This window comes from Paenibacillus sp. FSL R10-2782, from assembly GCF_038592985.1.
Taxonomy (GTDB): domain Bacteria; phylum Bacillota; class Bacilli; order Paenibacillales; family Paenibacillaceae; genus Paenibacillus; species Paenibacillus terrae_C.
In genome coordinates, this window is record NZ_CP151951.1 from 1,206,071 (window position 1) to 1,230,144 (window position 24,074).

The following is a 24,074-nucleotide window of genomic DNA, read 5'->3' on the forward strand; positions in this document are numbered from 1 at the left end:
TGTACCCCATGACTGGAATCATTTTGGAAATGAAGGGAATTACCAAGACCTTTCCTGGCGTGAAGGCGTTGGAAAATGTAAACCTCAAGGTCAAGGAAGGCGAAATCCATTCCCTGTGTGGTGAGAACGGTGCGGGCAAATCGACGCTGATGAAGGTACTCAGTGGTGTATATCCGCATGGAACCTACGAAGGGGATATTATTTTCCAGGGTAAAACATGCGAGTTCAAGGACATCAAGCAGAGCGAGGAATTGGGTATTGTCATTATCCATCAGGAGCTGGCGCTGATCCCGTATCTCTCGATTGCGGAAAATATTTATCTGGGCAATGAACGCGCCAGCGGCGGCGTGATTGATTGGAAAGAGACTTTTGTGGGCACACGCGAGCTGCTGTCCAAGGTGGGTCTGAGCGAAAATCCCAATACATTAGTTACGAACATCGGGGTCGGGAAGCAGCAACTGGTTGAAATTGCGAAAGCGCTCTCTAAAAAGGTGAAGCTGCTCATTCTCGATGAGCCGACAGCGGCGTTGAATGAGGACGACAGCGAAAACCTGCTAAATTTGATGCTTGAATTTAAAAGACAAGGCATTTCCTGCATTCTCATCTCCCACAAGCTGAATGAGGTCGCCAAGGTATCTGATTCGATCACGATTTTGCGGGACGGGAAGACGATTGAGACGCTGGATATGAAAAAAGATCAGGTCACAGAGGACCGGATTATTAGCGGGATGGTTGGACGTGATCTGACCAGCCGTTACCCGGAGCGCCATGCGGAAATTGGCAAGGTCATTTTGGAAGTGAAGGATTGGACGGTGTATCACGAGCATCATGCGGAGCGCAAGGTGCTGGAACAGGTGAATCTCAACATTCGGCGTGGCGAAATTGTCGGCATTGCCGGGCTGATGGGAGCGGGACGGACGGAGCTGGCGATGAGTATTTTTGGCAAATCGTATGGACGCAATATCTCCGGGCAACTGATCAAGGACGGCAAGCCGATCCAGAACAACACGGTAACAGACGCGATCAACAACGGCTTCGCCTATGTAACCGAGGATCGCAAGGAGTATGGCCTTATTCTGATGGACGATATCAAGCGCAATATTTCGCTGACCGGCCTGAACAAGCTGACGAAGGGCGCTGTCGTCAATGAGCAGGAGGAAGTCGTTGTTGCAGAGGAAATGAAGAAGAGCATGAACATCAAAGCGCCGAGCATTTTACAGAAAACAGGCAATCTGAGCGGTGGCAATCAGCAGAAGGTGGTACTGAGCAAATGGATTTTTGCCGGGCCGGACATTCTGATTCTGGATGAGCCGACGCGGGGCATTGATGTGGGCGCCAAATATGAAATTTATACGATTATTCATCGACTTGCCGCCGAAGGCAAGGGTGTGCTGGTTATTTCGTCCGAGCTGCCAGAGGTACTGGGCTTGTGTGACCGGATTTACGTCATGAACGCCGGGCGGATTACGGGAGAGGTTAGCCGTGAGGACGCGTCGCAGGAAACATTGATGAGATATATGACCAAGTCGGGAGGCGTGAAGCATGGAAACCATAACTAAATTATTTAAAAATAACATCCGCCAATATGGCATGATGATTGCGCTGGTCGTCATTATGATCCTGTTCGAGGTGCTGACGGGCGGCCTGCTGTTGAAGCCGATTAATATTACAAATCTGATTCTGCAAAACAGCTACATTCTTGTGCTCGCTATCGGGATGGTGCTGGTCATCATCACGGGGCATATTGATTTGTCTGTCGGCTCGATCGCCGCTTTTGTCGGGGCAGTGGCCGCCATCATGATGGTGGATTGGCAGCTTCCGGCGTGGATCGCCGTGATTGCAGCCTTGGTAGTCGGAGCGCTGATCGGCGCATGGCAAGGGTTCTGGGTCGCCTATGTGCGGATTCCGGCCTTTATCGTGACGTTGGCAGGGATGCTGCTCTTCCGTGGCTTGACGATGATTGTACTGGAAGGTCAATCCATCTCTCCTTTTCCGGGTGGCTTTCAGAAAATCAGTTCAGGCTTCCTGCCTGATTTTGCTTCCTCGGGTTATAACCTGGTATCGGTCATTGTTGGCATCGCGCTCACGGTATGGTTTATCGTCAACGAACTCCGCGAACGCCGTTCCCAGCTTAAATACGGCTTCGAGGTTCCGTCACAGTTTCTATTTGTACTCAAGCTGATTGTGGTGGCTGCTGTCATCAATCTGTTCACCTTTATGCTCGCAAGCTATGCGGGGATTCCGAACATTCTCGTATTGCTGTTCATTCTGATCGTCGTATACTCCTTCGTCATGAACCGCACGGTTATGGGCCGACATGTGTATGCGCTGGGCGGGAATGAAAAGGCGGCGGGTCTGTCCGGTGTCAAAACGAAAAAAGTAACGTTCTGGGTATTCGTCAACATGGGCGTGATGGCTGCCATTTCCGGTCTGATCTTCGCTGCACGTCTGAACGCGGCTACACCAAGAGCAGGTACGAACTTTGAGCTGGATGCTATCGCAGCTTGCTTTATCGGTGGGGCTTCGGCATCCGGCGGGATCGGAACGGTTTTCGGAGCGATTATCGGTGGTTTGGTCATGGGCGTACTGAATAACGGCATGTCCCTGATCGGTCTGGGCATTGACTGGCAGCAAGGTATCAAGGGCTTGGTGCTGCTGCTGGCGGTAGCCTTTGATATTTACAACAAAAACAAAAGATCAGCTTAAGCTTTATATTCCATTGTCGTATAAAAGGAACCTCCAGTCCCACTTGAAATGTGGATGCTGGAGGTTTCTTGTTGGTTCGTTATTGAGGCAGCGGAGCTTATTTATCAGATAAGCTTTCTCCATCTACCGGAATGTGCACACGCTCACTCAGTCCTTCGTTGCGTATATGTTCAGTTAGCTCAGTTCGAGTGAGCAGACAATGATTGATCGCCTCCATATGGACAGCCACTACTTGTGTATAGGGGGCGTGTTGCGCAACCGTCGTTACATCCTGCGCTGTCATCGTAATTGGATCACCGACTGTGAACCGCGCTCCTCCGGCATTCACAATCGTCCACTCCGGATGGTACTTGTCGAGAGCTTCTGCCACTTCACTGCACCAGATAGTGTCCCCGGCCAAATAGACAACAGGCTCGCCCGGAGCTTGGAATACAAAGCCCGATACGGGGCCCATCTGTTCGCCGATTTCTCCAGTACCATGATGCCCAGTTGTGCGGATGATCTCAATCTCTCCCACAGAACCAACCACCCAAACTGGAGTCACCTGCGTAAAACCGTCAGCGGCGATCTGATCTTCATTTCCGGGCTGGCAGAGGACAGGAAGCTGTTTGTCCAGCCATTGTGCTGCTGCCGGGTCCCAGTGATCCGGGTGTAAATGCGTAACGATAACAACGTCAGGCTGTCCGAGCGATTCCCATTGCGGCGGCAAGGGAACCAACGGATTGCGACGGTCGTTCTCCGTATTCGGAATAGGCGGATTTACGCCAGGCTCGCTCAGCATCGGGTCGATCAGGAATTTTACTCCACCATATTCTAACCATAGGGTTGCATTGCGGATCAGTGTGATTTTCATATCTGGAATCTCCTTTTAAGTTGGACAGATTAATTTTTATCCGAATATGTTCGGCAGTTGTTTGTTTCTGTTACAATCATATCTGATGCAAGAAGCTACAGGCTACGGCCTGCTGAAAGGAAAACAAGAATTCTCGTTTCATCATGAAAGGAAAAATGGCTATGGAACTATTCGTACCTGATGAGATCGACCTGCGTATCCTTCATCATCTGATTGAGGACAGCTCTTTATCGCACAAGGAGATGGGTCTGCTTGTACATCTTACGGGCCAGGCGGTAGGAGCGCGTGTTCGAAAAATGCAGGATGCAGGCATCATCGAGGGCTACACGCTACGCTGGAACCCTGAAAAAATGGGGCAGACCATTCATGCCTTTATTACGGTGTTTTTGAATTCGGGAACCGTTCATAGTGCTTTCCAGGCATTCGCACGGAAGCACCCCTCTATTATTGAGATTCATCGGGTTAGCGGGGAGGGCTGTTACTGGATGCGCTTGCGCATGTCCTCACAGGAAGAGCTAAATACCATGCTTGATGAACTGACGCAGTACGGCAATTACAAGCTAAGCTTTTCGTTAGGAGAAATAAAATGATAAAAGCTCGCGGTGCTGGTGCCGGGAGCTTTTTGTTAGAGACGCATAGAGGTTAGCTATGCAGGCTCATTTTTAAAATATGCTGCAAGCCGTGCGATCCCATCTTGGTGTCGCCTTCGTCTTTAAAGCCGCATTTGAGATACAGACTTTGAGCAGGCAGATTACGGGCGTTGACACCCAGCACGACTTCACGAACATGTGGGAAATACTCGGAGATATATGGGGGCAGTAGAAGCAGCCCTTTTTTGGCGTATCCTTGTCCCTGATCTGTGTAATGAATAGAGAAGGCACGCAGCAACAGAGCTTCGGAAGTATTCGTATAGTCCGATAACTCATCTCCATCGTACAAAATGAAAAATCCAACCGGTCTTCCGGCAGCCGTAATCACGACAGGATGGCGGTGCGGGTCTTGCTTGGCCAGTGCCAGCATTTCATCCGGCATTCCGGTAAACTGCTGCTGATCCTCAGGCAAATAAAATGTATGTAAAATGGCATCATGCTCACAATGGTAAGGGACAAGCTCCACGTCAGCGGTAGAAGTAGGCTGTGAGGTAAAAAAAAGAAACCTGAACTCACCTCACTTACGTATTACCCGTTACATAAACAAGCATGGTTAAAAGGAGACGTGTACTTCTATGAAGCAGGCTGCACAATATCGTGAAAGTCAGGATCTATTGCGTCATGAGCTGAAAGCCATTGAGGCGTGGGAGAAGGCGCAAAAGGATGTTTTTTTCTGGGAAAAGCTCGGCAGATGGCCCTTTATGCTGCTGGATCGGCTGACACCTAAAATCATTAAAGACAAGCTGGAGCAATTGCTTAACGAGTTGGGAAGCTTTATTCAAAACGGCGGTAAATATCTGGTGAAAGAAGAAACGGTTCTGAATAAGCTGAAACAGACGGCCCGTGAACACGTGATTCGGCAAAATGACGCGGATTCCACTTCTGATACGCAGGATCGGCTTCATGATGGGGAAAACGCTGATTCGGACATTAGCCCTGAACCGACGTGGGGATTGAAGCAGGCGGCTGGGCTACCTCTGACGATCATGGATCAGACCGCTGACGATATGATAGCAGGCCGTGTCACCTTTGCTACCGCTCAGGGGGCAACGACAGGGATTGGTGGTGTATTGACCATCGCAGCGGATATTCCTATTTTGCTCGGCTTGTCGCTCAAAGTACTTCAGGAAATGGCCTTATGCTACGGCTTCAATCCTGATGAGAAGCAGGAACGCATCTTTATCATTAAATGTATGCAGTTCGCTTCATCCGATATTGTGGGCAAAAAGGCTGTGCTGGAGGAACTGGCCTTGTTTGATGATCCTTCACGCCAGGCGCAGGTCTTTTCCCAGATGCAGGGGTGGAGAGAAGTAGTTAATACGTACCGCGATCAGTTTGGATGGAAAAAGCTGCTCCAGATGGTCCCGATTGCGGGCATTTTGTTTGGCTCCATTGCCAATCGAAGTGCTATTCGTGACGTGGCTGAGGCGGGTAAAATGCTATACAGGAAGCGCCGTATTTTGATACGTTTAAAGGAAGAAGAGAGCTGACTGGATGATTCGGGATACAAGAGGGGGGACCTTTCTTGGCTTGCTTGGAGAATCAGGTTAGGCCATTACGAAGGTGTGAAGCGGCCGGGATGGCCGCCACACGCTTGCCTGCTACACTTCGGCTCCGTTTTCTTCCGCCCAGCGGTTCAGGGTTTTATCTGTAGGAAGCAGGAAGGTCAAAATACCGAGCAGCGGCAAAAAGCCGCACAGGAACATGATGTTCGTGATGCCTACTTTGTCGATCCAGTTGCCGAGCACGAGCGCACCCACACCGCCAAGGCCAAAGGCGAGGCCCGTGATCAGACCGGAGACGGTTCCGATTTTGCCGGGTACGAGCATTTGGGCATATACGACCGTAATGGAGAAGCTCGACAGCATGATAAATCCGATAATTGGCAGCAGAATAGCCGTCCAGAATTGGTTGGCGTAAGGCAGCAGCAACGCAAGAGGTGCGGCCAATACCATGGACAGGAAAATCATATTGCGTTTACCAAAACGATCTGCCAGTGGACCGCCAAAGAAGGTGCCTAGCGCACCAGCTCCTAGAAACAGGAAAATGTACAGCTGTGCATCAGCCAGTGGCATTTTGAACACTTCCATCAGGTAAAACGAATAGTAGCTGCCGACCGAGGTCGAGTACCACGAACGGACGAATACCAGTAGAATGAGAACAACCATGGCAAACATAATACGGTTGCGTACTTCGGGCTTCATACGGCGCGCCGCCGCTTTTTTACGTGCATAGCCTTCCGTGCGCAGCACGTTACCATACCAGCGGGCGATGAACGACTGCACCACAATCCCGGCCGCAGCAATACCTGTGAACCAGATGGCGCCAAATTGCCCCAGTGGGATAAAAATCCAGCTCGTAAGCATGGGGGCCAGCGATTGGCCTGCATTACCGCCGACCTGGAAAATGGACTGAGCCAGCCCCCGGCGGGGTCCAGCCGCCATATGGGATACCCGCGAGCCTTCCGGGTGGAAGGCAGCCGAGCCCAAACCCACGAAGATGACCGCGATGAGCACTGCTTTATAATCGGGAGCATAGGCGAGCAGCAGCATGCCTGTCAGCGTAAAGCCCATGCCGATCGGAAGGATTGCGGGCGTAGGTCTTTTGTCCGAAAACAAGCCAATGACGGGCTGCATGATCGAAGCTGTAAAATTGATGGCGAATGAAATCCAGCCGATCTGCGTGTAGCTGAGGTTCATGGATTCTTTTAAGATCGGGAAGATCGCAGGAATGACCGATTGAATCGAGTCGTTGAACAGATGAACGAAACTGATGGCAATCAGAATCGCAAAAACGGTGCCCTTCGCTTGAGGTCCCGGCAGGGGGAGCGATGGGCTCGTTTCATTTTGTGCAGCAGTTTTAGTAGTCATGGCAACCTCCGGTTAAGTATGTATATTTTAAGATATAGGAAGCGATCCGTTTGCAGCAAATGGCTGAAAGGGGGATAAAGTCCGCCTTTGCTCGGTGGTTCTTTCCCATCCTGCTGCATACTCGCAATTGCTTGATTTAGTTGGATTTTCTACACGTCACATGGAAATTAAAATCATTTTTTCTATAACAGACTAAACAAGGTGTCTCCAGAGTCCGTATATGCGGCTCTTGGGGTGCCTTTTTTTCTTTTAACAAAACCAGGCGCTTCATTTAACAAACTTAAGATATGATTCTTTATATCATACAACCTGTTGTATAGGTAATAGCTTTGTAGAGAACGCATGATGAGCACAAGAGAGGATATGATTTGAGAATGAAATTGTTAAGGAAACCATTATCAGTTGCTTTATTATCTGTACCCTTGCTTATAGGTTCCCTGGGTGGAAGTTATGCGAGTGCGGCAACTCTACCAACAACGGTAACTGCGCCAGAGCCGTCTTGGGGATATTTCGTAGATCATTATAAAAATAATAATTCTGATCATAAGACGGAAAGTTCAAATCCGACACTCGGGTTGCTTTCCGGATTTAATAAGCTTTGGACTCCAGGCACTACCTGGGATACAGGTACCAAGCTGAACAGTAGCGTACTGGATGCCAATATTCAAAAAGTTATTGATATTGCTGCTCGCCGTACTTCCAGTGAGGCAGATGCGGCTTATTTGGATGATCGCAGAAATCAGAGCTACAGTGTGATCGACGGTCTGGGTTCGCTTACCGATGTATATCGAAAGAATGCAGGGGCAACTACCACGATCAACGACATTCCAGCAGATGCACTGACTAAAAAATATGAAGATGCCGGAACCAATGCAGGCAGTACGAGTTCCGCTCTAGGCAATATCGTGAATTTGGTCAATACCATGCGTGGTGATTACTCTTCGACGAGCTCGGCCAAGGCTTATTTTAGCTATCCTCGTCCGTTTCGTTGGAGCAATAATTCAGTCGTGGTTCCGACGTTGCTTCCTGCTCAAAATTCTGATCCAAGCAAGGATGGCGGTTTTCCTAGCGGTCATACCAATGCCGCGTATCTTAGCGCTATTGCTATGGCCTATGCCGTACCAGAGCGTTACCAGGAACTGCTGACACGAGCATCTGAACTGGGCAACAACCGTATTGTTGCCGGTATGCATTCGCCATTTGATGTTATGGGAGGGCGCGTCATGGCAACTGCGACAGCGGCTGCCATCCTGTCTGATCCGGCCAATAGCAATTTAAAGAAAGCAGCTTATCAGGATGCCCACAGTACATTGTTAACGCAAAAGGGGACTGCCCCGGATCGGTTCAGCAATTACTCTGCCAATAAAAAAAGCTATACTGAACGATTGACCTACGGATTTAGTCCAATGAACCCGACCACGACTGCAATGACGGTGCCTAAGGGAGCTGAGGTGCTGCTGGAAACACGTCTGCCTTACCTGGACAGCACACAACGCCGCTGGGTTTTAGCTACTACAGGTCTTCCCTCCGGCTATCCCGTACTGGATGATGCTGAGGGATGGGGACGACTTAATCTCTTTTCCGCCGCAGATGGTTATGGGGCTTTTGCCAATAACGTTACCGTGACCATGGACGCTTCCAAAGGCGGTTTCAATGCTTTGGATCGCTGGCGCAACAATATCTCCGGCGTTGGAAAGCTGACCAAAAAGGGTACAGGTACGTTGAAGCTGCTGGGCAACAATACGTATTCCGGTGGTACACAGATCGACCAAGGCAGACTTGAAGGGAATTCAGAGACGGCTTTCGGAAATGGTGATGTGACGAACAACGGGGGTACGCTCACTGAGAATGTTGCTGGAAGGCTGATCATTGGCGGTAATTACAAACAATCTGCCAAGGGCACACTGGAGCTCAACCTTCAGAGTAAAAATGATTTGCTCAAAATTAAAGGCACTGCAATACCCAATGGGAAATTGCGTCTGAATTTTTCAAACAAATATGTACCAGCTAACGGTGCCACGATCATGACTTATGGTAAACGAAATGGAGCATTTACTTCCATTGAAACCACAGGATTGCCAAGCAAGTACAAAGTGAAGGTTGTCTATAAAGCTGACAGTATTCAGTTAAAAGTTACAAAGTAACAAAGTAACAAACTAGGTATATAACAATTGAAGTGCACCTTTAGAATTCATCGGATAACGGAAGGGTTATTCCCATGTCAATTCTAAGGGTGCACTTTGTTGTTTAATGATGTGGATATTAGGTTTTAAGTATCTTTACAATAGCAAATCATTGGTAGTGAAATTTCTGAAATGTTAACGGTTATCTACAGTCTCCGGGTACATATCATGATTCATCATGCGATGTTCTGCCATTTGCTCATATTTGGTTCCCGGTTTGCCGTAGTTTGTGTATGGATCAATGGAGATGCCACCGCGCGGCGTAAACTTGCCCCACACTTCGATATAACGCGGGTCCATCAGCTTGATCAGGTCATTCATCATGATGTTAACGCAGTCTTCATGGAAATCGCCGTGGTTGCGGAAGCTGAACAGGTACAGCTTAAGGGATTTGCTTTCGACCATTTTGATATCGGGAATGTAGCTGATGTAGATAGTGGCAAAATCCGGCTGTCCTGTAATCGGGCACAGGCTGGTGAACTCCGGGCAATTGAATTTTACAAAATAGTCACGGTACGGATGTTTATTATCAAAGCTTTCCAGAATGGTGGGATCATAGGCAAAGGTGTATTGTGTGCCTTGATTGCCAAGCAGGGTAACATCGGTCATTTCTTCGGGTGTTCTTCCGGTCATATTGGATAAGGCTCCTTAAGTTTAGTTTGGTAAACGAGATGGGAGTTATGGTGAATGGGGAGGTCGCTCCGCGAAGGATTTGAGCTTCCGATCGCTGTTGAAATGGGATTCTTTCTGATCATGTGAAAGATGTATAGGTTAGAATCCCATTTCAAAGGCGAACGCTGGCGCTTCTCCAGCTTCAAATCCTCCGCTCCGCTGCCGACCGCCGTTACCACCCTAAAGTCCCTACTCGTTTACATGAGGTTGGACAGAAGTGAATAAAGCTCGCTCCTTTATTAAGTAGCGCCACTTTGAGAAACCCCGTTCTCACGGACGAGGGTTTCTCTTGTTTTATAACTTTGGATGTCGAAAGTATATTTCAACGAATTGGGTGTAACTTTTGTATCACATACAGCTCATATGGAATATATTACATTGATGTGCTATACGCCGCGTTTGTTGCCCCATACGAGGGTGTGGAGCTGCGGGAGCACTCTTACGTCGTTCAGACGTGAATCGTCCATGACACGGTCAATAAGCCATTCATAACGCTGCAATAGGGATTCCGCAATCTGTTCCGTGTTCTCCGTGTTCACATCCGGGTTGCCAGTCTGGAGGAACAGCGGTACATGTGGATAGCGCTCGTGAACGGTGCGTGCATATGTGAGATCAATGTCATCGAATATGACGACCTTCAAGCTGCATGCTCCATGGTAGAATCTCGCTGACTCATTAGCGGCTTGCTCTGTGCATGCTGCGGTTGAGACGTGTGCCGCAGACCAGGACTCTCCAGCCGCCTTCCAGTCAGTAATCTTCCGATTTGACAGGCGGGCTACGATGTCATCCAGCACGTCCCAATTGGTCGACATACCAGAGCTGGGCGGCTTGGGCGACAGGGTTACCTCGTCGATATCATACAGCCATTCCTGCCAGCGGGAGCCTTGTGTTTCGACAGCGGTGGCAATGCCTTGGCTGCGCAGCAGCGTGATTAGCTCTCCAAGCTGCGGCAACAGGGCCGGGTTGCCCCCAGATAGGGTCACATGTGAAAACCGTGTGCCACCGATGGCCTGAAGCTCCTGCCAAATGTCTGTTGCGCTGAGACGACGGATCTGTTCCTTGGCGCTGCCGTCCCAGGTAAAGGCGGAATCGCACCATGAGCAGTGGTAATCGCAGCCAGCGGTACGTACAAACATCGTTTTGCGCCCAATGACCATGCCTTCGCCCTGAACGGTAGGACCAAACACCTCCAGTACAGGGATCGGGGCTGTTTTTGGGTCCCGGGAAGGTGTGGCTGTTTGTTGAGTCGTCGTAGTATTACTCATCCAGCATCCACTCCCGTCGGAATTCGGCATAGCTGGTAGGTGTTTCGAACAGCCGGACAAATTCAGTGCGTCCGCCTTCCACACGATTGCGGTAGGCTTCTGAGGTCAGGGCGGATTCCATTTGTTCGAAGATCCAGACGACCATATTTTCCGCCGTTGTATTCATGGGGGGCAGCGTCTCATTCAGATAGCGGTGATCCAGATAAGGCTCAATCCGCTCCTTCCAGATCGTTTTGATATCACCAAAATCAAGGGTCAGACCGGTTTCACCCGGTGTACCGCTAATGCCGAATACGACGATATAAGTATGTCCGTGCAGATTTTTGCATTTGCCTTCGTAGCAGTGCAAATGGTGTGCTGCATCGAACGTAAATTGCTTGCTGACCAGTACACGTTTGCGATGATAACGCAGCTGGGAGCGTTCAATGTCCGTCCCGAACTGCTGGAGCTTGTCGACGATACGAAAGGGGCCCGGCTCACGCATGGCCTTCAACCCCTTGCGACGAAACTCCGCGTACAGCCAGATACTGTTCCAGCCCGGCGCGGCGCAGTTTGCAGGCAGGGCATTCGCCACAGCCGTCGCCAATGACGCCGTTATAGCATGTTAGTGTACGGGTTCTCACAAACTCAAAGGCTTCCAGCTCATCGGCCATTTGCCAGGTTTCGGCCTTATTCAACCACATGAGCGGGGTATGAATGACAAAGGGATAGTCCATGGAAAGATTTAAAGTAACATTCAGCGATTTGATAAAAGAATCCCGGCAATCGGGGTAGCCGCTAAAATCCGTCTCGCAGACGCCTGTGATGATGTGACGGGCTCCTTTTTGCTTGGCGAGCACGGCTGCGAAGCTGAGGAACAGCAGATTGCGGCCGTCTACAAAGGTGCTGGGCAGCTCACCTTCCTGCTGAGTAATGTCAATGTCGGTGCGTGTGAGGGCATTGGGGGCTAATTGATTGAGCAGGCTCATATCCAGTACCGATTGCGGAACACCCAGCTCGTGGGCAATCCCGGCCGCTACTTCGATTTCCTGCTTGTGGCGTTGACCGTAATCGAACGTCACCGTTTCTACTTCGGCAAAATGTTTTTTCGCCCAAAATAAACAGGTCGTGCTGTCTTGGCCGCCGCTGAATACGACGACTGCTTTTTCGTTGGTAAACATAAAAAAACCTCTCGATCTTCTTGGAATGGTGTAAGACACAGGGTCTTGTCACTTGGAAGAAGGAGAGTTCTTGAACCGACTTCAACAAAAAACAGGCCTTGCCCCGCGATTATTTTTTCATGCGGAGGACAAAGCATCGTTAGTTTTTTATAGAGGGAGTTCGCGAACCTCTCCCATGCATGGAGCATGGACTTTCTTCATTTGATGTCTGCCAGAGGACAGACGCCTTCATTATAGCATGGCAGAGCTATTTGATAAACACTCCTCCAAATGGAATGACTTCCCTTAAAAAGCGTTTGATCACGCCATCGTCGTTCATATCCTGCTGGAGTCGTCGATGATGCTCACCCGCATGAAAAAGCACAGTACCGTGTCCGGTCATTTTAAAATGATAATTCATATGCTGACTGGCCAGATGGTTGCCGTACACCGTCAGCTCTAGCTTGGCGTTTTCGGGATAGGCAATGACGCTGCTTGCATCGACATACATCGGCTCTGTTGGATGAAGCTGTTCCTGGCATACCAGTCCCTGAGTCAATAGACCGATCTGACCGATGCCATCGAATTTCATTTTAATGACGTCCCGACTGAACAACATGTTTTTCATGCTCAGTAGCTTGGTACGCATATGGATACCGGAGCTGTACCAGAACAGGTTGCGAAAATCGTATAGCAGATCATCGCCTCCTTCCAGCTCAATCATTTTTAGACTGAAGCCGGGAGGAAGCGCGGCAATCAGACGACAAGTCCCTGTAAAATCGGCCTGAATCAGCTTGTGCTTGCGGTACATGCCTTTGATATTCATCAGCTTGTCACTGCGGCCTGAGCTGGGGCCACGGTAAGCGATGATTTGCTGCGGGTGAAGAACATGCAGCTTTTCGCCCTCCGCCAGATCAAGCGTTACGACCGAACCAACGCTTTCATCATGGTGTTGTCCTGCTTGTATGTCCATTCTGACCTTTCATCCTTTCAGAGAGCTAGTATCTTCCTGAACGTCGACGCATCCCGTATCGCAGCAGGCGGATACCGATAAAATAACCAGCCAGCAGAATGACGGCTGTGAGGATCAGCATCTTGTTACGGTGTGAAGCCTGATCGCGCTGAACCTGAAGATTTTTCAGCTCGGTAACGGTGTCGGTCAGCTTGCGATTTTGCTCTAATAGTTGAGCGTTTTGCTCCTGATAAGCCTCAATGCTGCTATGGGCCTTTTGCAGCTCTTCCTGCGTTTGCTTATAGCTTTCCTTGAGCTGATATACATCGCCAGGCAGCCTGGAAAATTGCTCAAAGCCCTGGTATACATCATCCCAGTAGGCGGCATGCGCTCCCGGAACTCCGGTTCCGCCAAACATAAACATAAGCGCTACAGCAGTGCAGGCGACACGACGGCAGAAAGCAAAGCGAGAAATTTGTCGTACCAAGAGATATTCCTCCTTCTGATGCACCAAGATGTTAAATGATAAGCATAATTACCCATATCTTATTGGTTACGTATAGTGTAATGATTAGGGTTCAAAGTTTAGAATAACAGGATGACAAATCCGGGAGAAATATTTACAAAAAAAGTCGATATTCTAGTTTAAGTGTACCTCAAAACGGGTATATCAAGGAAGCAGCAAGATTCCGTAATTTTCTGGCGAGCATGTACAAGAGCCAACCCTATTTGATGAAGGACAGAAATGAGTAAAAATATATTAAGCAAGAAATATAGAAGGGAAAATGAACGATGAACGAAAAAGAACAAACCTATAAAACGTTAAAAATAACGGTAAACGGAAAGCCTTTGTCGAAGGAACTGGTGGTGGACAGCATAACATTTGCGCCTGTTTCCGATATTTGCACAAAAGCGAATGTTTCTTTGGCAGAAACTACAATTTCCTAGCTTTATATATGAAGAGAGACTATAATGCAGCCCGGCTTATGCCGGGCTGTTTTTTGCGTAATTATGCAATTTTATTGGGCTAAAATGTTATTTATTGATATACGCCCCTCTTCCTACAGATTACCTGTATAATTTTCGGTAACGAACATATGTTCCCTGACAATATAGTGTCAGATAACACTGTTAATTTAGAGTTACATGTTCTTTTTAGGGGGAATTTACCAGTGTTGAAGTCAATGGTTAATGTAACGTACACATGGGATAAAGAGTCTATATCTGCGAATGGGTCCGAACAAGTAAATCTGCTGATAGAATGGGGCCATGGGGCTATACGTAAAAGAAAAGGGACTTTAATGCCGAAAACAGTTGGATGTGACCTGCAGCTTCGGTTCATTCCAGAGAGTGGAGTAAACCTATTGAAAGTAGATGGGGCCAGGCTCAGCTTTAGTCGCTCGGAAGACGGAGAATTTATGCTTGTTCACTGTGGTGATACGCGAAGGGGGAAGTATAAGCAGGCTATTTTGTCATTTTCTATACCGTCCCACTCTTCCGGAAGACATACCATTGGAATGATGGAGTGGAGCTGGCGTAAGACTAATCAGGAAAAACGGACGCTGATTCGAACGGACCAGCTCTATATCCATTACACACATCATCTTGGGCTGCTGAGCATTCCATCCAACTCAAAGGTGGCAAAATACATAAAGCTGAATGAGACGGCTCCAATTGTGAAGAAAGCATTGCGTATATACGAGAAGGGGGAACATGAGCGAGGGGCGTTTCTGCTTACCAGACAAGCAGATGGACTGCTTATACAGGCGGCGAGAACAGGAGACATGGAGTATCTGGAGGAAGCCGAATTACTTTTTTCCATACGCAATAAATGGAATGGGACTTTTGGATTATTTAAAGCATGTAGTTCTAAAGACTCTACTGATAAGGAAATATCTATAGAAGATGTTCGCTTTACCGAAATTAATATTTAAAAGTAGGAAATTATGCTAGTTTATTTATGTAATATAGTGAGTCTATTTTACTATCTTTTTGTAAAGGAGAGACTTCCTTGACTGATCGGTTGATACGGTTAATGCGGATTATTACTATTGTTCAGGCAAATCCGGGAATATTGGCAAGAGAGCTTGCCGAACGTTGTGAAACATCAGAACGCACCATTTACCGAGATATGGAGGCTCTAAGCGCTATGCATATTCCGATAGCCAATATGGGGCATGGCAAAGGATACATATTTATTAGTAACTTCGCCCTGTATCCTCTCAATTGGACGGAAGAAGAGGCACAGGCTTTTGCCAAGCTGGGGGAAGTCATGGAAACGGTTAAACCTCTTTTACCACCAGCTTTTGAAAGTGCTTATGAGAAAGTGATGGCCTCCAGTCAGAAAAAAAAGATGGACCAGACAAGCTTCGCGCAGGAAATGAAAAATATCGTCCGGCTCGGCTCGACACTTGAGCGGGAAAACCAGCCTTATCTGCTCAGGCTGATTGTTTTGGCAAGTCTTACGCAGCAGACTATTGAAGCGGAATATAGTTCGCCTCAGAATGAAGATGTATCATTGGTTCAGATTGATCCTTATTGTCTGGTTCCTCAGGATCGGCGTTTTTATATGCTTGGTTTTTGTCACAAGCAAGCCGCCATGAGAACCTTTCGGATCAGCCGCTTTCGAAATATGAGGATCTTGCCGTATACGTTTCAGAAGAATACTTCTGAAATGGAAATGTTTTTTAAGGGGACCTGGTCAGTTACCAAGGGGAACCAGAATATCCGGTTTGTGGTGAGGTTTTCTGCCGAATCTGTATATCGGGTCAAAGAAGAGGAGTTGTTCATCAAGCCTCTTCTCAAGGATTTGCCAGATGGAAGTCTATTGTTTGAGGTAACGGTGAATCATGAAGGTGAATTTCTGGACTGGCTCACTCAATATGGAGCGGAGGCGGAAATTTTGGAGCCTTTGCGATACCGCAAGCGAATGCAGGAAATGCTGCGAAACTGGGGGGCGTTTTATTCCGATAAAAGGGCAGGGAATCATGAATGATAAGGGGGATAGATCCCCCTGAACGGGCCGGGGTGCGATCCTCCTAACGGTCCTTAAACAGGTTGGCGAGATTGCCAAATGGGCTATACTGTTCCTGTTCTTCTTCCGGTGAGGAGTATACAAGCTTCGAGCCCCGGCTTTCCTCATCGTCAGAAGCGTTATTGGATAATGTGATACGATCAAAATGGTGCATGAAAACCTGAGCGGTATTCAGTGCGTCGTCCAGCGCCCGGTGCTGCTGACCATCAAAGTCAATGTTGCACAGCTCCAGCGCCTGAGACAGGCTTAGCTGACGGTACTTGCCGCTGGAACCGAACAAACGGGAGATTTGTTTTTGTATATCATTCGTATTATGAATCCAATGGAGGTCCACATGGTGGGTGCGACAATGGGATACCAGCTTCTGACGGTCATCTGGCCCCCAAGCACATAAGTAATAGGGAGAGTCCGTTCCGAGCCATGTGATAAATTGCTTCACGGCTTCAGGGAAGAGCGGGGCTGCATCAATGTCCCGTTGAGTTATACCGGTAAACTGCACGGTATCTGTAGACAGCACAGGCCGATTTGAGGGTCTGACAAAGCTGTGAAACGTGTCCGCAACGTATAAGCCATCGTCTCCCTTCATGACTTTGACGGCACCGATATCAATGATCTCGGAGGAATATCTGGCGTTACGGCTAACGGTAAACTCAAGATCATAAATAATATATTGCATTTTTGTGCTCCTTCCACACCTATAACTGATCCCGCTAGAGAACGGGATGGATGTTTTTTGCTCGAATGGCTCTTCTCCATCATACCTCCCGGTTCACATCTTGTCAGCGTCTAAAAGGCTTGCTTTTGAAAAAAAATATGCGATGTCCAAATGAGTTTGGACTATCGCATAAAAACAACCTTCTGACATACAGCAGCGTCCGAAACCATTGAGATTCCGGACGCTGCCTTTGCAAGCTTATTGAATTAGGCCGGGAGGTCAAGCTTTTGTCCCGGATAAATGCGGTGAGGATTTTTCAGCTTGTTCAGCTTTTGAAGCTGTTGCCAGGTGAACCCATATTGACGGGAAATGTCATACAGTGTATCCCCGGACTTTACAATATACACATGGCTATTTGTAGCTTGTGCAGAAGCCAGTGTCTGCTGTGGCTTCGCTGTTGGAGCTTTGGCTGGTGCAGGTTTCGCAGACGGGGTAGAGACCACTTGCGGTTTTTCCTGCACGGGTGCCGGTGTTGTGGCTGGAGCAGATGGTACAGGCTGCACGGTAGGAACGGAAGCCTTGCCGTCTGCTTTGGCTTCTTGAATGCGGCCGTCTGCTTGTACTTGCAGGCTGGCGGAGCCAACCTTTTGCATATAGCGAATCAGCGCCTCGTCAAGCGATCCGAACATACCTGCCTGCGGATATTTGGCGAACATTGTATACTGATCTCCGCCTACAGCTGTAAAGTCATTGGTTGCCAATGTGTACGTGGCATCAGGATCAAGCGTTTTTCCGCCAATCAGAATGGAGTGGACGCGACTACCCTTGGCTGCCGAGGTATCTATTTTAAACGAGATCCCTGATACTTGCGGAAAACCGCCGCTTGGCTCTGGATAGGAGGCTGTGCCATTTTCAAGTGCTGCCTGAATGTCGGAGCCTTTCACTTTCAGGGTAACAATCTGGTTGCCGAAGGGCAGCACAGTGATGATGTCTCCCTTGGTTACCGTTCCAGTCTTGATGGACGCCCGAATGCCGCCGCCGTTGGTCAGGGCCACATCTGCCCCCGAAATATCACGCATGGCATCGGTGAGCAGGTCGCCGAGGTTTGTTTCACCTGCACGTACCTTTTCACGCGCTCCTTCCAGGTCCACACTCGTTTGTGCTACAACTTCTTTGAGAATAGGCTCCTGTTCCTTCTGAATGGAAGCGATCAATGAAGTAATCTCAGCATTTGGCTGAATGTCGGCTGCTTGCGTCGAATCAATCAGCTTGGCTTGCTTTTGCGTAACCTTACCGCCGTCAACCCATAAATCAACAACGCCCAGATACTTCGTATATTCACCCGCGCTTGCGATCAGTGTACCATTGTCACCAACCAAGCCTTTTTCCAGCACCGTATGGCTGTGTCCATCAATGAAAATATCAATGCCGGGCACTTCCTTGACGACCTTAAGGCTGGTGTCTTTGCTGGATGCATCTTGTCCCAGATGACCGAGGACCACAACAACGTCCACTTTACTGCGGATTTCATCTACAGCCGCTTTGGCTTCAGCCACGGGATCGGTGAATTGAATGCCCTCGACATTTTTAGGATTTGTTTTGTATGCCGTTTCGGGTGTGGTCAGGCCGATAATGCCGATTTTAACGCCATCGACTTCTTTAATGACATAAGGCTGGAACAAACGTGTTCCATCTGTTTGCTTAATATTGGCGCTGAGTACCGGGAATTGAATTTCCTTACTCAGCTTCACAAGATGCTTCCAGCCGTAATTAAACTCATGGTTGCCTGGTACCATCGCATCATAGCGAAGCTTGTTAATGACTTTCACGATGCTCTCGCCGCTGACCAAGGTAGCGAAGGTCGTTCCATGAACCGTATCTCCGTCATCCAACAATAGTGTATTAGGATTGGAAGCGCGGTACTGGTCAATGATGCCTGCCAGCTTGGCGAAGCCCATTTCCTTGTCGTTCGCCACCACGTGGGAATGAGTATCGTTCGTATGTAGGATGGTGATGTGTTTCCCGCTGACGGGAGGAGTTGCAGTTCCCGCTGTTCCCGTACTGGCTGCCGGGTCCGCTGCTGCTGTGCCAAGACATCCGAGCAGAAGCGCGGCGGTCGTCAAGATGGACGAGAGTTTTTTCCATGAGTTCATGTTGTTCTTTCAACCTCCTATAAAATGAATGAATTAGAGAAACCGCTTACGTCCACATTTTATCAGAAGATTGTAAAAATAACTTCTATTTTATATAAGAGCACTGAAATTTTTTTGTATCAGGACTTTGCAAAATCCTCGCATATCGGTTGTTAAAGCCCTCGCCAAATTACCTATATTGAAGAGGAATGAATAAACGACAATTAGATACAAGAACTAACGTTCTGTTTTAGGGTCAAAAAAAAGGGCAGCCTCCTTGGGCAGACCGATCCGGGATAAATAGTGCTCCTGCGTTTCGTCGGTAAGCGGTGGTTGTCCTTCACTGAGTAAAAGCACAGCGAACCGATTGGCTTGCATTTCAAATTTGCCGGGAAAAAAGTAGGAATGCTCCTCCATAAAAAAGCGGCTGACGCCTTTATGAAGTCGGTCATGCCCCAATTCATGCGCACAGACGAATCGTTTCCATTCCGGTGTAAGCTCGTTGTGGATGACGATGAATCTTCTGCGCAGCTTGCGGTAATACAGCCCTTTGGTTGTGGGGCCCAGATCGCAGTAACGGATATGGATGCCCAGAGCTTCCGCAATATAGAAGGGGGAGTTCGTACGGTATTTTCGGACGAGTTTGTGAATGAGTTTGTTCATGCGCTCACCTGCTATTCCTGATCATTGCCCGCTGGGGGCGACTTAGGTTTATGCTTGTTCATCTGTTTGGCTTCCCAGAACAGACCTGTCAGCACATCCTTGATCCGTTGACGATCTTCTTTATCCAGTGGAATGCCGTCGAACATCAATTCGCCGTCTTCCTCCAGCATTTTTTTAAAATCCCGGCGGTCCTGGGAAGTAGCCCATTCTGGTACGCTGGAACGATAGGAGTCGTGTGAATGTTGCTCTACGGAATCATCGTCTCCCCAATATCCGGCGTTCTTCATCATCTCGGTATACGATACGCCGAGCGCGTCCGCTATTTTGCGGAGAGTAGAGGGTTTGGGTACTCCACGCAGCCCGTTTTCAATGCGGGAAATTTGTGAATTGCTGATGCCAGCCGCTTCTGCCAATTGGTTAATGCTCCATTGCTTGTGCTCACGCTGCTGCTTTAAGTATGTTCCAAATGCTGGTTGTTCCACAATGGCGGCCCCCTTCTGCAACAGAATAAAAGATTAGTTCCATTATACCATTAGGTAAATAGTAAAAGCACGTAATATGCCAAAAGGTATAGGGAAATAAAGCGAATTTGCTGTTTTTGAAGCTATATCGCTTTTTTTGCCGATGGATAGCTATCCTAAATAATGCTATGTTATACTTATAATACGAACAAAAGGGGAACAAATTGTAAACGTAAGGGTTGTAAGATTTAAAAAATACATCATTGTCAAAAGGCATAAGATAAGGAGTGTTGCTTTACATGAAAAATAACCTACCCGAGTTGGACAGACGCAAAACGCAGAACGCACTGGAGGGGGTATTTGAAAAATATCGGATTTATAAAACCATTACCTTTATGGACCGGGAAAGTTTTATCACAGCCGGCTATACGGATCGCCCGAACGGCCCGACGAATGTGACCAGTGATCCAACAGCACGGACAGCCGTATATAATGTAGATGCTCCTGCGGCTCGCCTGGCTTATTGCGGAATGGTGGATGCCGTAGTCGGCCGCTTGAATGAACGCGAACAGCTGCTCGTCCGTGAGCGTTACTTAAAGGATGACGATGTGTTCGACTACAAGGTTTACAATTATGTGCTCGACCCGCCGGTAAGCAAGGATACATATACGAAGCTGCGCACGCGTGCTTTTTACAAAATGGCGCTTGCACTGGCGGATCAAGGTGTTTTGAATCTGGCGGGTTTACAGAAGGGAGCGGAACGGATACCGGGATAGTGTAATAATTATCCATTCGTTCGCATGTTTAATTTAATATCGCTTCTTAAAAGGCTTTGATTTCCTGCAATAGCGGGGATTAAGGCCTTTTTTAATTATAGGAACACTTGTTCTCGAAATACCGCCCGACTTCATCCCTAGTCTCTGCTTTTATCGTCCATTTCCCCGGCAACGCATTCGTTATAAGGGTGTAAGATTATATCATCGGGAATCAAGACAAGAGGACATACCGAAGACACACACAGTCAAAAGCTAGCCGGCCATCAGGGCCGGTTTTTTCATGCGGTTGTTGTCCCTGTCGATTCCCGGGAATGGTTTTACAGAAAGGAGGAGTCGTGTTGCCTAAGCAATGGATGCTGCAATGCATGAGGTTGAGGCTGCGCCGGATGAGAAACCGGAAGTGGAAAAAAGCTTGGGTAAGCAGCCACAACATGCGAGTGCAGGATGCGCAAAGGTGGCATGCCGCAGGATGAGACAAGCCTTTAAACAAAAGCTCATTGACATTGTTCCAGCGCTTCAAGGACGCGTATACGATGTTCAGCCACCGTCGCAGACGGCAGAGGAGCCGTACGCCGTTATGGCGCTGGGTGAGGAAATCTGGAAATCTTCCTGGGCCGGATATCGGCAGGTTGTCCGCATCAAGCTGTACGCGGGACAAGCCGGGCTGGCACAGGCCGATGTATGGGCGAACGCCCTGATTGCCGGTCTGCACCGGGAGCCGGTGACAGGTCAAGGCGGGGACACGTCGGCATTTACCACGCACTATTTGGGCGTGCGGGATGCGGAAAAGCTGGATACCGTCACGGGCAAGGCCTACAGAACGCTGCGCTTTGGCGTGTATGTGCCTGAAACGGAAGGTAGTCCGGCGGTCGCTTCGGCAAACGGTGTTGCACAGCCGGATGAATGGCTGGCGGCGCTGACCCGCTGGACGCAGAAGCAACTGGGCGCAGCGTGGTCAGTGTACGCCGATGCATGGCCCGCACAGCCGGGACGGCACGCGGTGCTATGGCGGCTAAGCGGTTGCGAGACAAGGATGGCGGGAGCCTCCATGTATGAGCTCCGCAAACGGTTCATTGGGCACGTTATTGCCCCCGACACTGCTGAAGAGAACCGCGCGGCTACCGCACTGGTCGAGGGCTTTGGCGCCCAAATTCAGCTTCCTCTGGATCAGGAGAAGGGCCGATATATGTCCACGGCGGAAGCTTCCGCAGATTTGCAGGCGGATGCGATTTTGGACGGTCAGCTTCGGCTGACGCTGGTACAGCGGCGTATGCGTCCGGCTGAGGAAGCGGCGTTAATCCGCAGAGTGGAAATTCATCCTATTTTGAAATGAGGTGGTCCGAGTGACTATGGACAACAACGAGAAGGCCCCGGTCATTACCGGGCAGGAAGCAAGCGGCCCCCGCTATACGCTGGAGGAGCTTAAGGAGCACGCGGAGCAATTGTTTTCCGTGAAGGAAGAAGTGCTGGCAGGCGCCTTTTTTGGCACACAGGACAAGCTGTTCACGGTAGCAGAAGCACACACTAAAATCGAACAATTTATGAAAGCGAAGGTGGACTAATTATGGCAGGCGGAACATGGGAAAACACGAATAAACCGGTATTGCCGGGTTTGTATATGAATTTTCAGGCAGCAGCAGCTTCAGCGATTCAAGGTGGTTCACGCGGTACGGTCGTTGTGCCGGTTAAAGCCAACTGGGGACCTGTACGTGAGTTTGTAGAGATTGGCAGCGAAACGGCGATCAGCCAAATCTTTTCCAATGACGGCCTGGATGGTGCGACAGCGTACTCTACACTGTATCTGGCTCTGCTGGGTGGACCGAAAAAGCTGTTGGCCTACCGTTTGGCAGATGACACGGCTGCTCAAGCAACTGTGACGCTGAAAAGCGGCGGTGAGGCACCAACCGATGTGCTGCGCTTGCAGGCTTTGTACACAGGTAGCCGCGGTAATGGCTTTGCCGTAACGGTACAGCCATCCTTGGGTGACGAGCAAGCCCGTGAGGTGCGTCTCTATGAGGGCACCAAACTGCTGGGTACGTATAAAGGCAGCGACGGTACGGCTGCTTCGATTGCCGAAGCATTGAACAAGAACAGCGAAAATGTATGGGTGAAAGCCGAGGTTGTCGGCAATGGCGGCATTCCGGCGGATGTCAGCGGCGTACATCTCACGGGCGGCAACAGCGGTAATAGCAAGCTGGTTAATGCCGATTATATCGCCATGCAGGAAGCGCTTGAAGGACAGGAATTTAACGTGCTGGCGCTGGATTATGCAGCCGATCTGGCCTTGCTGCAAAGCTTTGCAGCGTGGATCAAGCGTGTCCGGGGCGAAGGCAAGGGCGTTATCGCCGTGTTCGGTGGTTCTGCGGCAGATGATGTATCCAAAACCGCTGTCAGCCTGGCCTCTGCCCGTTCCCTGGCACTCAACCATGAAGGTATCGTGAACGTCGGTACTGGCGTACGTCTGGCAGGTACGGACTACAGCTCCGCTCAAACGGCTGCTTATGTAGCCGGACTGATCGCAGGCCAACGTCTGAATCAATCCGCGACATATGCGGTGACGCCTTTTGAGGATGTAACCCGCCGCTGGACACGCTCCGAGCAGGAGCAGGCAGTCCGCAATGGTGTTTTCCTGCTGTTCTTCGACGGTCGTCAGGTTAAAGCGCTGCGCGGTATCAACAGCTTGGTGAACCCGGCTGCCGGGCAAAATAATGCATGGAAGAAAATCCGCTCTATTCGCGTTATGGATGCGATTAACGCTGACTTGCAGCGTGCAGCCGAAGAGACTTACATTGGCAAAATCAACAACACGGTGGAAGGCCGTCTGGCACTCATCGGTGCGATCAAAGAATATTTGGCACAGCTGTCGCTGAGTAACGTGATCGAAGCCGATGGCTACGATGTCATTCTCGATCCGGCTTACTATGGTGACGCGCCAGTCATCAAACCGGAGCCGGACCAAGTGTTCCTGCAATGGAACGTGAAGCTGACCGACGTGATGGAGCAACTGTTCGGTACATTTTACGTGCAATAAGAAGGTTGCGGAAAATTAGAAATTCAAAACTA

25 protein-coding genes and 1 riboswitch are annotated in these 24,074 nt (G+C 49.2%); of the genes, 12 read left to right on the forward strand and 13 right to left on the reverse strand.

What is annotated here, in order from left to right; translation table 11 throughout:
- Positions 1-8: 8 nt before the first annotated feature.
- Together mmsA and mmsB are read left to right on the forward strand one after the other, a co-directional pair.
- Positions 9-1,559, forward strand: coding sequence for a multiple monosaccharide ABC transporter ATP-binding protein (gene mmsA, locus NST83_RS05485; protein ID WP_137061866.1), 1,551 nt, complete (start codon positions 9-11; stop codon positions 1,557-1,559).
- Positions 1,543-2,706: a multiple monosaccharide ABC transporter permease gene (gene mmsB, locus NST83_RS05490; protein ID WP_342416878.1), complete on the forward strand. Its 1,164-nt coding sequence runs from the start codon at positions 1,543-1,545 to the stop codon at positions 2,704-2,706. The genes mmsA and mmsB overlap by 17 nt, the downstream gene beginning before the upstream one ends.
- A gap of 97 nt (positions 2,707-2,803) precedes the next feature.
- On the opposite strand, the gene NST83_RS05495 is transcribed toward mmsB, so the two are convergent.
- The gene (locus NST83_RS05495) at positions 2,804-3,559 is read right to left on the reverse strand and encodes an MBL fold metallo-hydrolase (RefSeq protein ID WP_342416879.1); all 756 of its coding nucleotides are present in this window, start codon (positions 3,557-3,559) and stop codon (positions 2,804-2,806) included.
- 161 nt (positions 3,560-3,720) lie between these two features.
- Here NST83_RS05495 and NST83_RS05500 point away from each other — a divergent pair, with 161 nt between their 5' ends.
- Positions 3,721-4,149, forward strand: coding sequence for an Lrp/AsnC family transcriptional regulator (locus NST83_RS05500; RefSeq protein ID WP_342416880.1), 429 nt, complete (start codon positions 3,721-3,723; stop codon positions 4,147-4,149).
- Between the two features lie 52 nt (positions 4,150-4,201).
- Here the strand turns inward: NST83_RS05500 and NST83_RS05505 are convergent, their stop codons facing one another.
- Entirely contained in the window at positions 4,202-4,675 is a 474-nt protein-coding gene (locus NST83_RS05505) for a GNAT family N-acetyltransferase (protein WP_342416881.1), read from the reverse strand.
- 109 nt (positions 4,676-4,784) lie between these two features.
- On the opposite strand from NST83_RS05505, the gene NST83_RS05510 reads away from it, so the two are divergent.
- Complete coding sequence (locus NST83_RS05510; RefSeq protein ID WP_342416882.1) at positions 4,785-5,699, forward strand: EcsC family protein; 915 nt, start codon at positions 4,785-4,787, stop codon at positions 5,697-5,699.
- Positions 5,700-5,810: 111 nt separating this feature from the next.
- Here the strand turns inward: NST83_RS05510 and NST83_RS05515 are convergent, their stop codons facing one another.
- Complete coding sequence (locus NST83_RS05515) at positions 5,811-7,079, reverse strand: MFS transporter (protein ID WP_137061872.1); 1,269 nt, start codon at positions 7,077-7,079, stop codon at positions 5,811-5,813.
- Between the two features lie 374 nt (positions 7,080-7,453).
- Here NST83_RS05515 and NST83_RS05520 point away from each other — a divergent pair, with 374 nt between their 5' ends.
- Positions 7,454-9,223, forward strand: a complete 1,770-nt coding sequence (locus NST83_RS05520) for a phosphatase PAP2 family protein (RefSeq protein WP_342416883.1) — start codon at positions 7,454-7,456, stop codon at positions 9,221-9,223.
- A gap of 174 nt (positions 9,224-9,397) precedes the next feature.
- On the opposite strand, the gene queF is transcribed toward NST83_RS05520, so the two are convergent.
- The 6 genes from queF to NST83_RS05550 form a co-directional block, all read right to left on the reverse strand.
- Positions 9,398-9,895, reverse strand: a complete 498-nt coding sequence (gene queF, locus NST83_RS05525) for a preQ(1) synthase (protein WP_342416884.1) — start codon at positions 9,893-9,895, stop codon at positions 9,398-9,400.
- 425 nt (positions 9,896-10,320) lie between these two features.
- The gene (queE, locus tag NST83_RS05530) at positions 10,321-11,199 is read right to left on the reverse strand and encodes a 7-carboxy-7-deazaguanine synthase QueE (RefSeq protein ID WP_342416885.1); all 879 of its coding nucleotides are present in this window, start codon (positions 11,197-11,199) and stop codon (positions 10,321-10,323) included.
- A complete protein-coding gene (queD, locus tag NST83_RS05535; RefSeq protein WP_342416886.1) occupies positions 11,192-11,683 on the reverse strand; it encodes a 6-carboxytetrahydropterin synthase QueD in 492 nt (163 codons plus the stop codon). Before queD ends, queE begins: the two co-directional genes overlap by 8 nt.
- Complete coding sequence (queC, locus tag NST83_RS05540) at positions 11,676-12,359, reverse strand: 7-cyano-7-deazaguanine synthase QueC (RefSeq protein ID WP_342417882.1); 684 nt, start codon at positions 12,357-12,359, stop codon at positions 11,676-11,678. The genes queD and queC overlap by 8 nt, the downstream gene beginning before the upstream one ends.
- A gap of 133 nt (positions 12,360-12,492) precedes the next feature.
- Positions 12,493-12,536, reverse strand: a riboswitch (PreQ1 riboswitch).
- 70 nt (positions 12,537-12,606) lie between these two features.
- Positions 12,607-13,311, reverse strand: a complete 705-nt coding sequence (locus NST83_RS05545; protein ID WP_342416887.1) for an AIM24 family protein — start codon at positions 13,309-13,311, stop codon at positions 12,607-12,609.
- A 25-nt stretch (positions 13,312-13,336) separates the two neighbouring features.
- On the reverse strand, positions 13,337-13,777 hold the full coding sequence (locus NST83_RS05550; RefSeq protein ID WP_342416888.1) for a hypothetical protein: 441 nt from the start codon (positions 13,775-13,777) through the stop codon (positions 13,337-13,339).
- A 305-nt stretch (positions 13,778-14,082) separates the two neighbouring features.
- Here NST83_RS05550 and NST83_RS05555 point away from each other — a divergent pair, with 305 nt between their 5' ends.
- From NST83_RS05555 to NST83_RS05565, 3 genes are all read left to right on the forward strand, one after another.
- Complete coding sequence (locus NST83_RS05555; protein ID WP_342416889.1) at positions 14,083-14,238, forward strand: hypothetical protein; 156 nt, start codon at positions 14,083-14,085, stop codon at positions 14,236-14,238.
- Between the two features lie 224 nt (positions 14,239-14,462).
- Positions 14,463-15,224, forward strand: a complete 762-nt coding sequence (locus NST83_RS05560) for a hypothetical protein (protein ID WP_342416890.1) — start codon at positions 14,463-14,465, stop codon at positions 15,222-15,224.
- 77 nt (positions 15,225-15,301) lie between these two features.
- Positions 15,302-16,285: a WYL domain-containing protein gene (locus NST83_RS05565; protein ID WP_342416891.1), complete on the forward strand. Its 984-nt coding sequence runs from the start codon at positions 15,302-15,304 to the stop codon at positions 16,283-16,285.
- Positions 16,286-16,328: 43 nt separating this feature from the next.
- On the opposite strand, the gene NST83_RS05570 is transcribed toward NST83_RS05565, so the two are convergent.
- The 4 genes from NST83_RS05570 to NST83_RS05585 all read right to left on the reverse strand — a co-directional run bounded on the left by NST83_RS05570 (position 16,329) and on the right by NST83_RS05585 (position 20,256).
- Positions 16,329-17,000, reverse strand: coding sequence for a 3'-5' exonuclease (locus NST83_RS05570; RefSeq protein WP_342416892.1), 672 nt, complete (start codon positions 16,998-17,000; stop codon positions 16,329-16,331).
- Positions 17,001-17,245: 245 nt separating this feature from the next.
- Entirely contained in the window at positions 17,246-19,132 is a 1,887-nt protein-coding gene (locus tag NST83_RS05575) for a 5'-nucleotidase C-terminal domain-containing protein (protein WP_342416893.1), read from the reverse strand.
- A gap of 216 nt (positions 19,133-19,348) precedes the next feature.
- Entirely contained in the window at positions 19,349-19,774 is a 426-nt protein-coding gene (locus NST83_RS05580) for an ImmA/IrrE family metallo-endopeptidase (protein ID WP_342416894.1), read from the reverse strand.
- 11 nt (positions 19,775-19,785) lie between these two features.
- Positions 19,786-20,256 (reverse strand): helix-turn-helix domain-containing protein, encoded by a 471-nt coding sequence (locus tag NST83_RS05585; protein ID WP_342416895.1) that lies wholly within the window; start codon positions 20,254-20,256, stop codon positions 19,786-19,788.
- Between the two features lie 278 nt (positions 20,257-20,534).
- Here NST83_RS05585 and NST83_RS05590 point away from each other — a divergent pair, with 278 nt between their 5' ends.
- The 4 genes from NST83_RS05590 to NST83_RS05605 all read left to right on the forward strand — a co-directional run bounded on the left by NST83_RS05590 (position 20,535) and on the right by NST83_RS05605 (position 24,042).
- Positions 20,535-21,011: an ArpU family phage packaging/lysis transcriptional regulator gene (locus NST83_RS05590; RefSeq protein WP_342416896.1), complete on the forward strand. Its 477-nt coding sequence runs from the start codon at positions 20,535-20,537 to the stop codon at positions 21,009-21,011.
- Between the two features lie 361 nt (positions 21,012-21,372).
- Positions 21,373-22,344: a hypothetical protein gene (locus NST83_RS05595; protein ID WP_342416897.1), complete on the forward strand. Its 972-nt coding sequence runs from the start codon at positions 21,373-21,375 to the stop codon at positions 22,342-22,344.
- Positions 22,345-22,354: 10 nt separating this feature from the next.
- Positions 22,355-22,573 carry a hypothetical protein gene (locus NST83_RS05600; RefSeq protein ID WP_342416898.1) on the forward strand — a complete coding sequence of 73 codons (219 nt, stop codon included), beginning with the start codon at positions 22,355-22,357 and terminating at the stop codon, positions 22,571-22,573.
- Between the two features lie 2 nt (positions 22,574-22,575).
- Positions 22,576-24,042, forward strand: a complete 1,467-nt coding sequence (locus NST83_RS05605) for a phage tail sheath family protein (protein ID WP_342416899.1) — start codon at positions 22,576-22,578, stop codon at positions 24,040-24,042.
- The last annotated feature ends 32 nt before the right edge of the window (positions 24,043-24,074 follow it).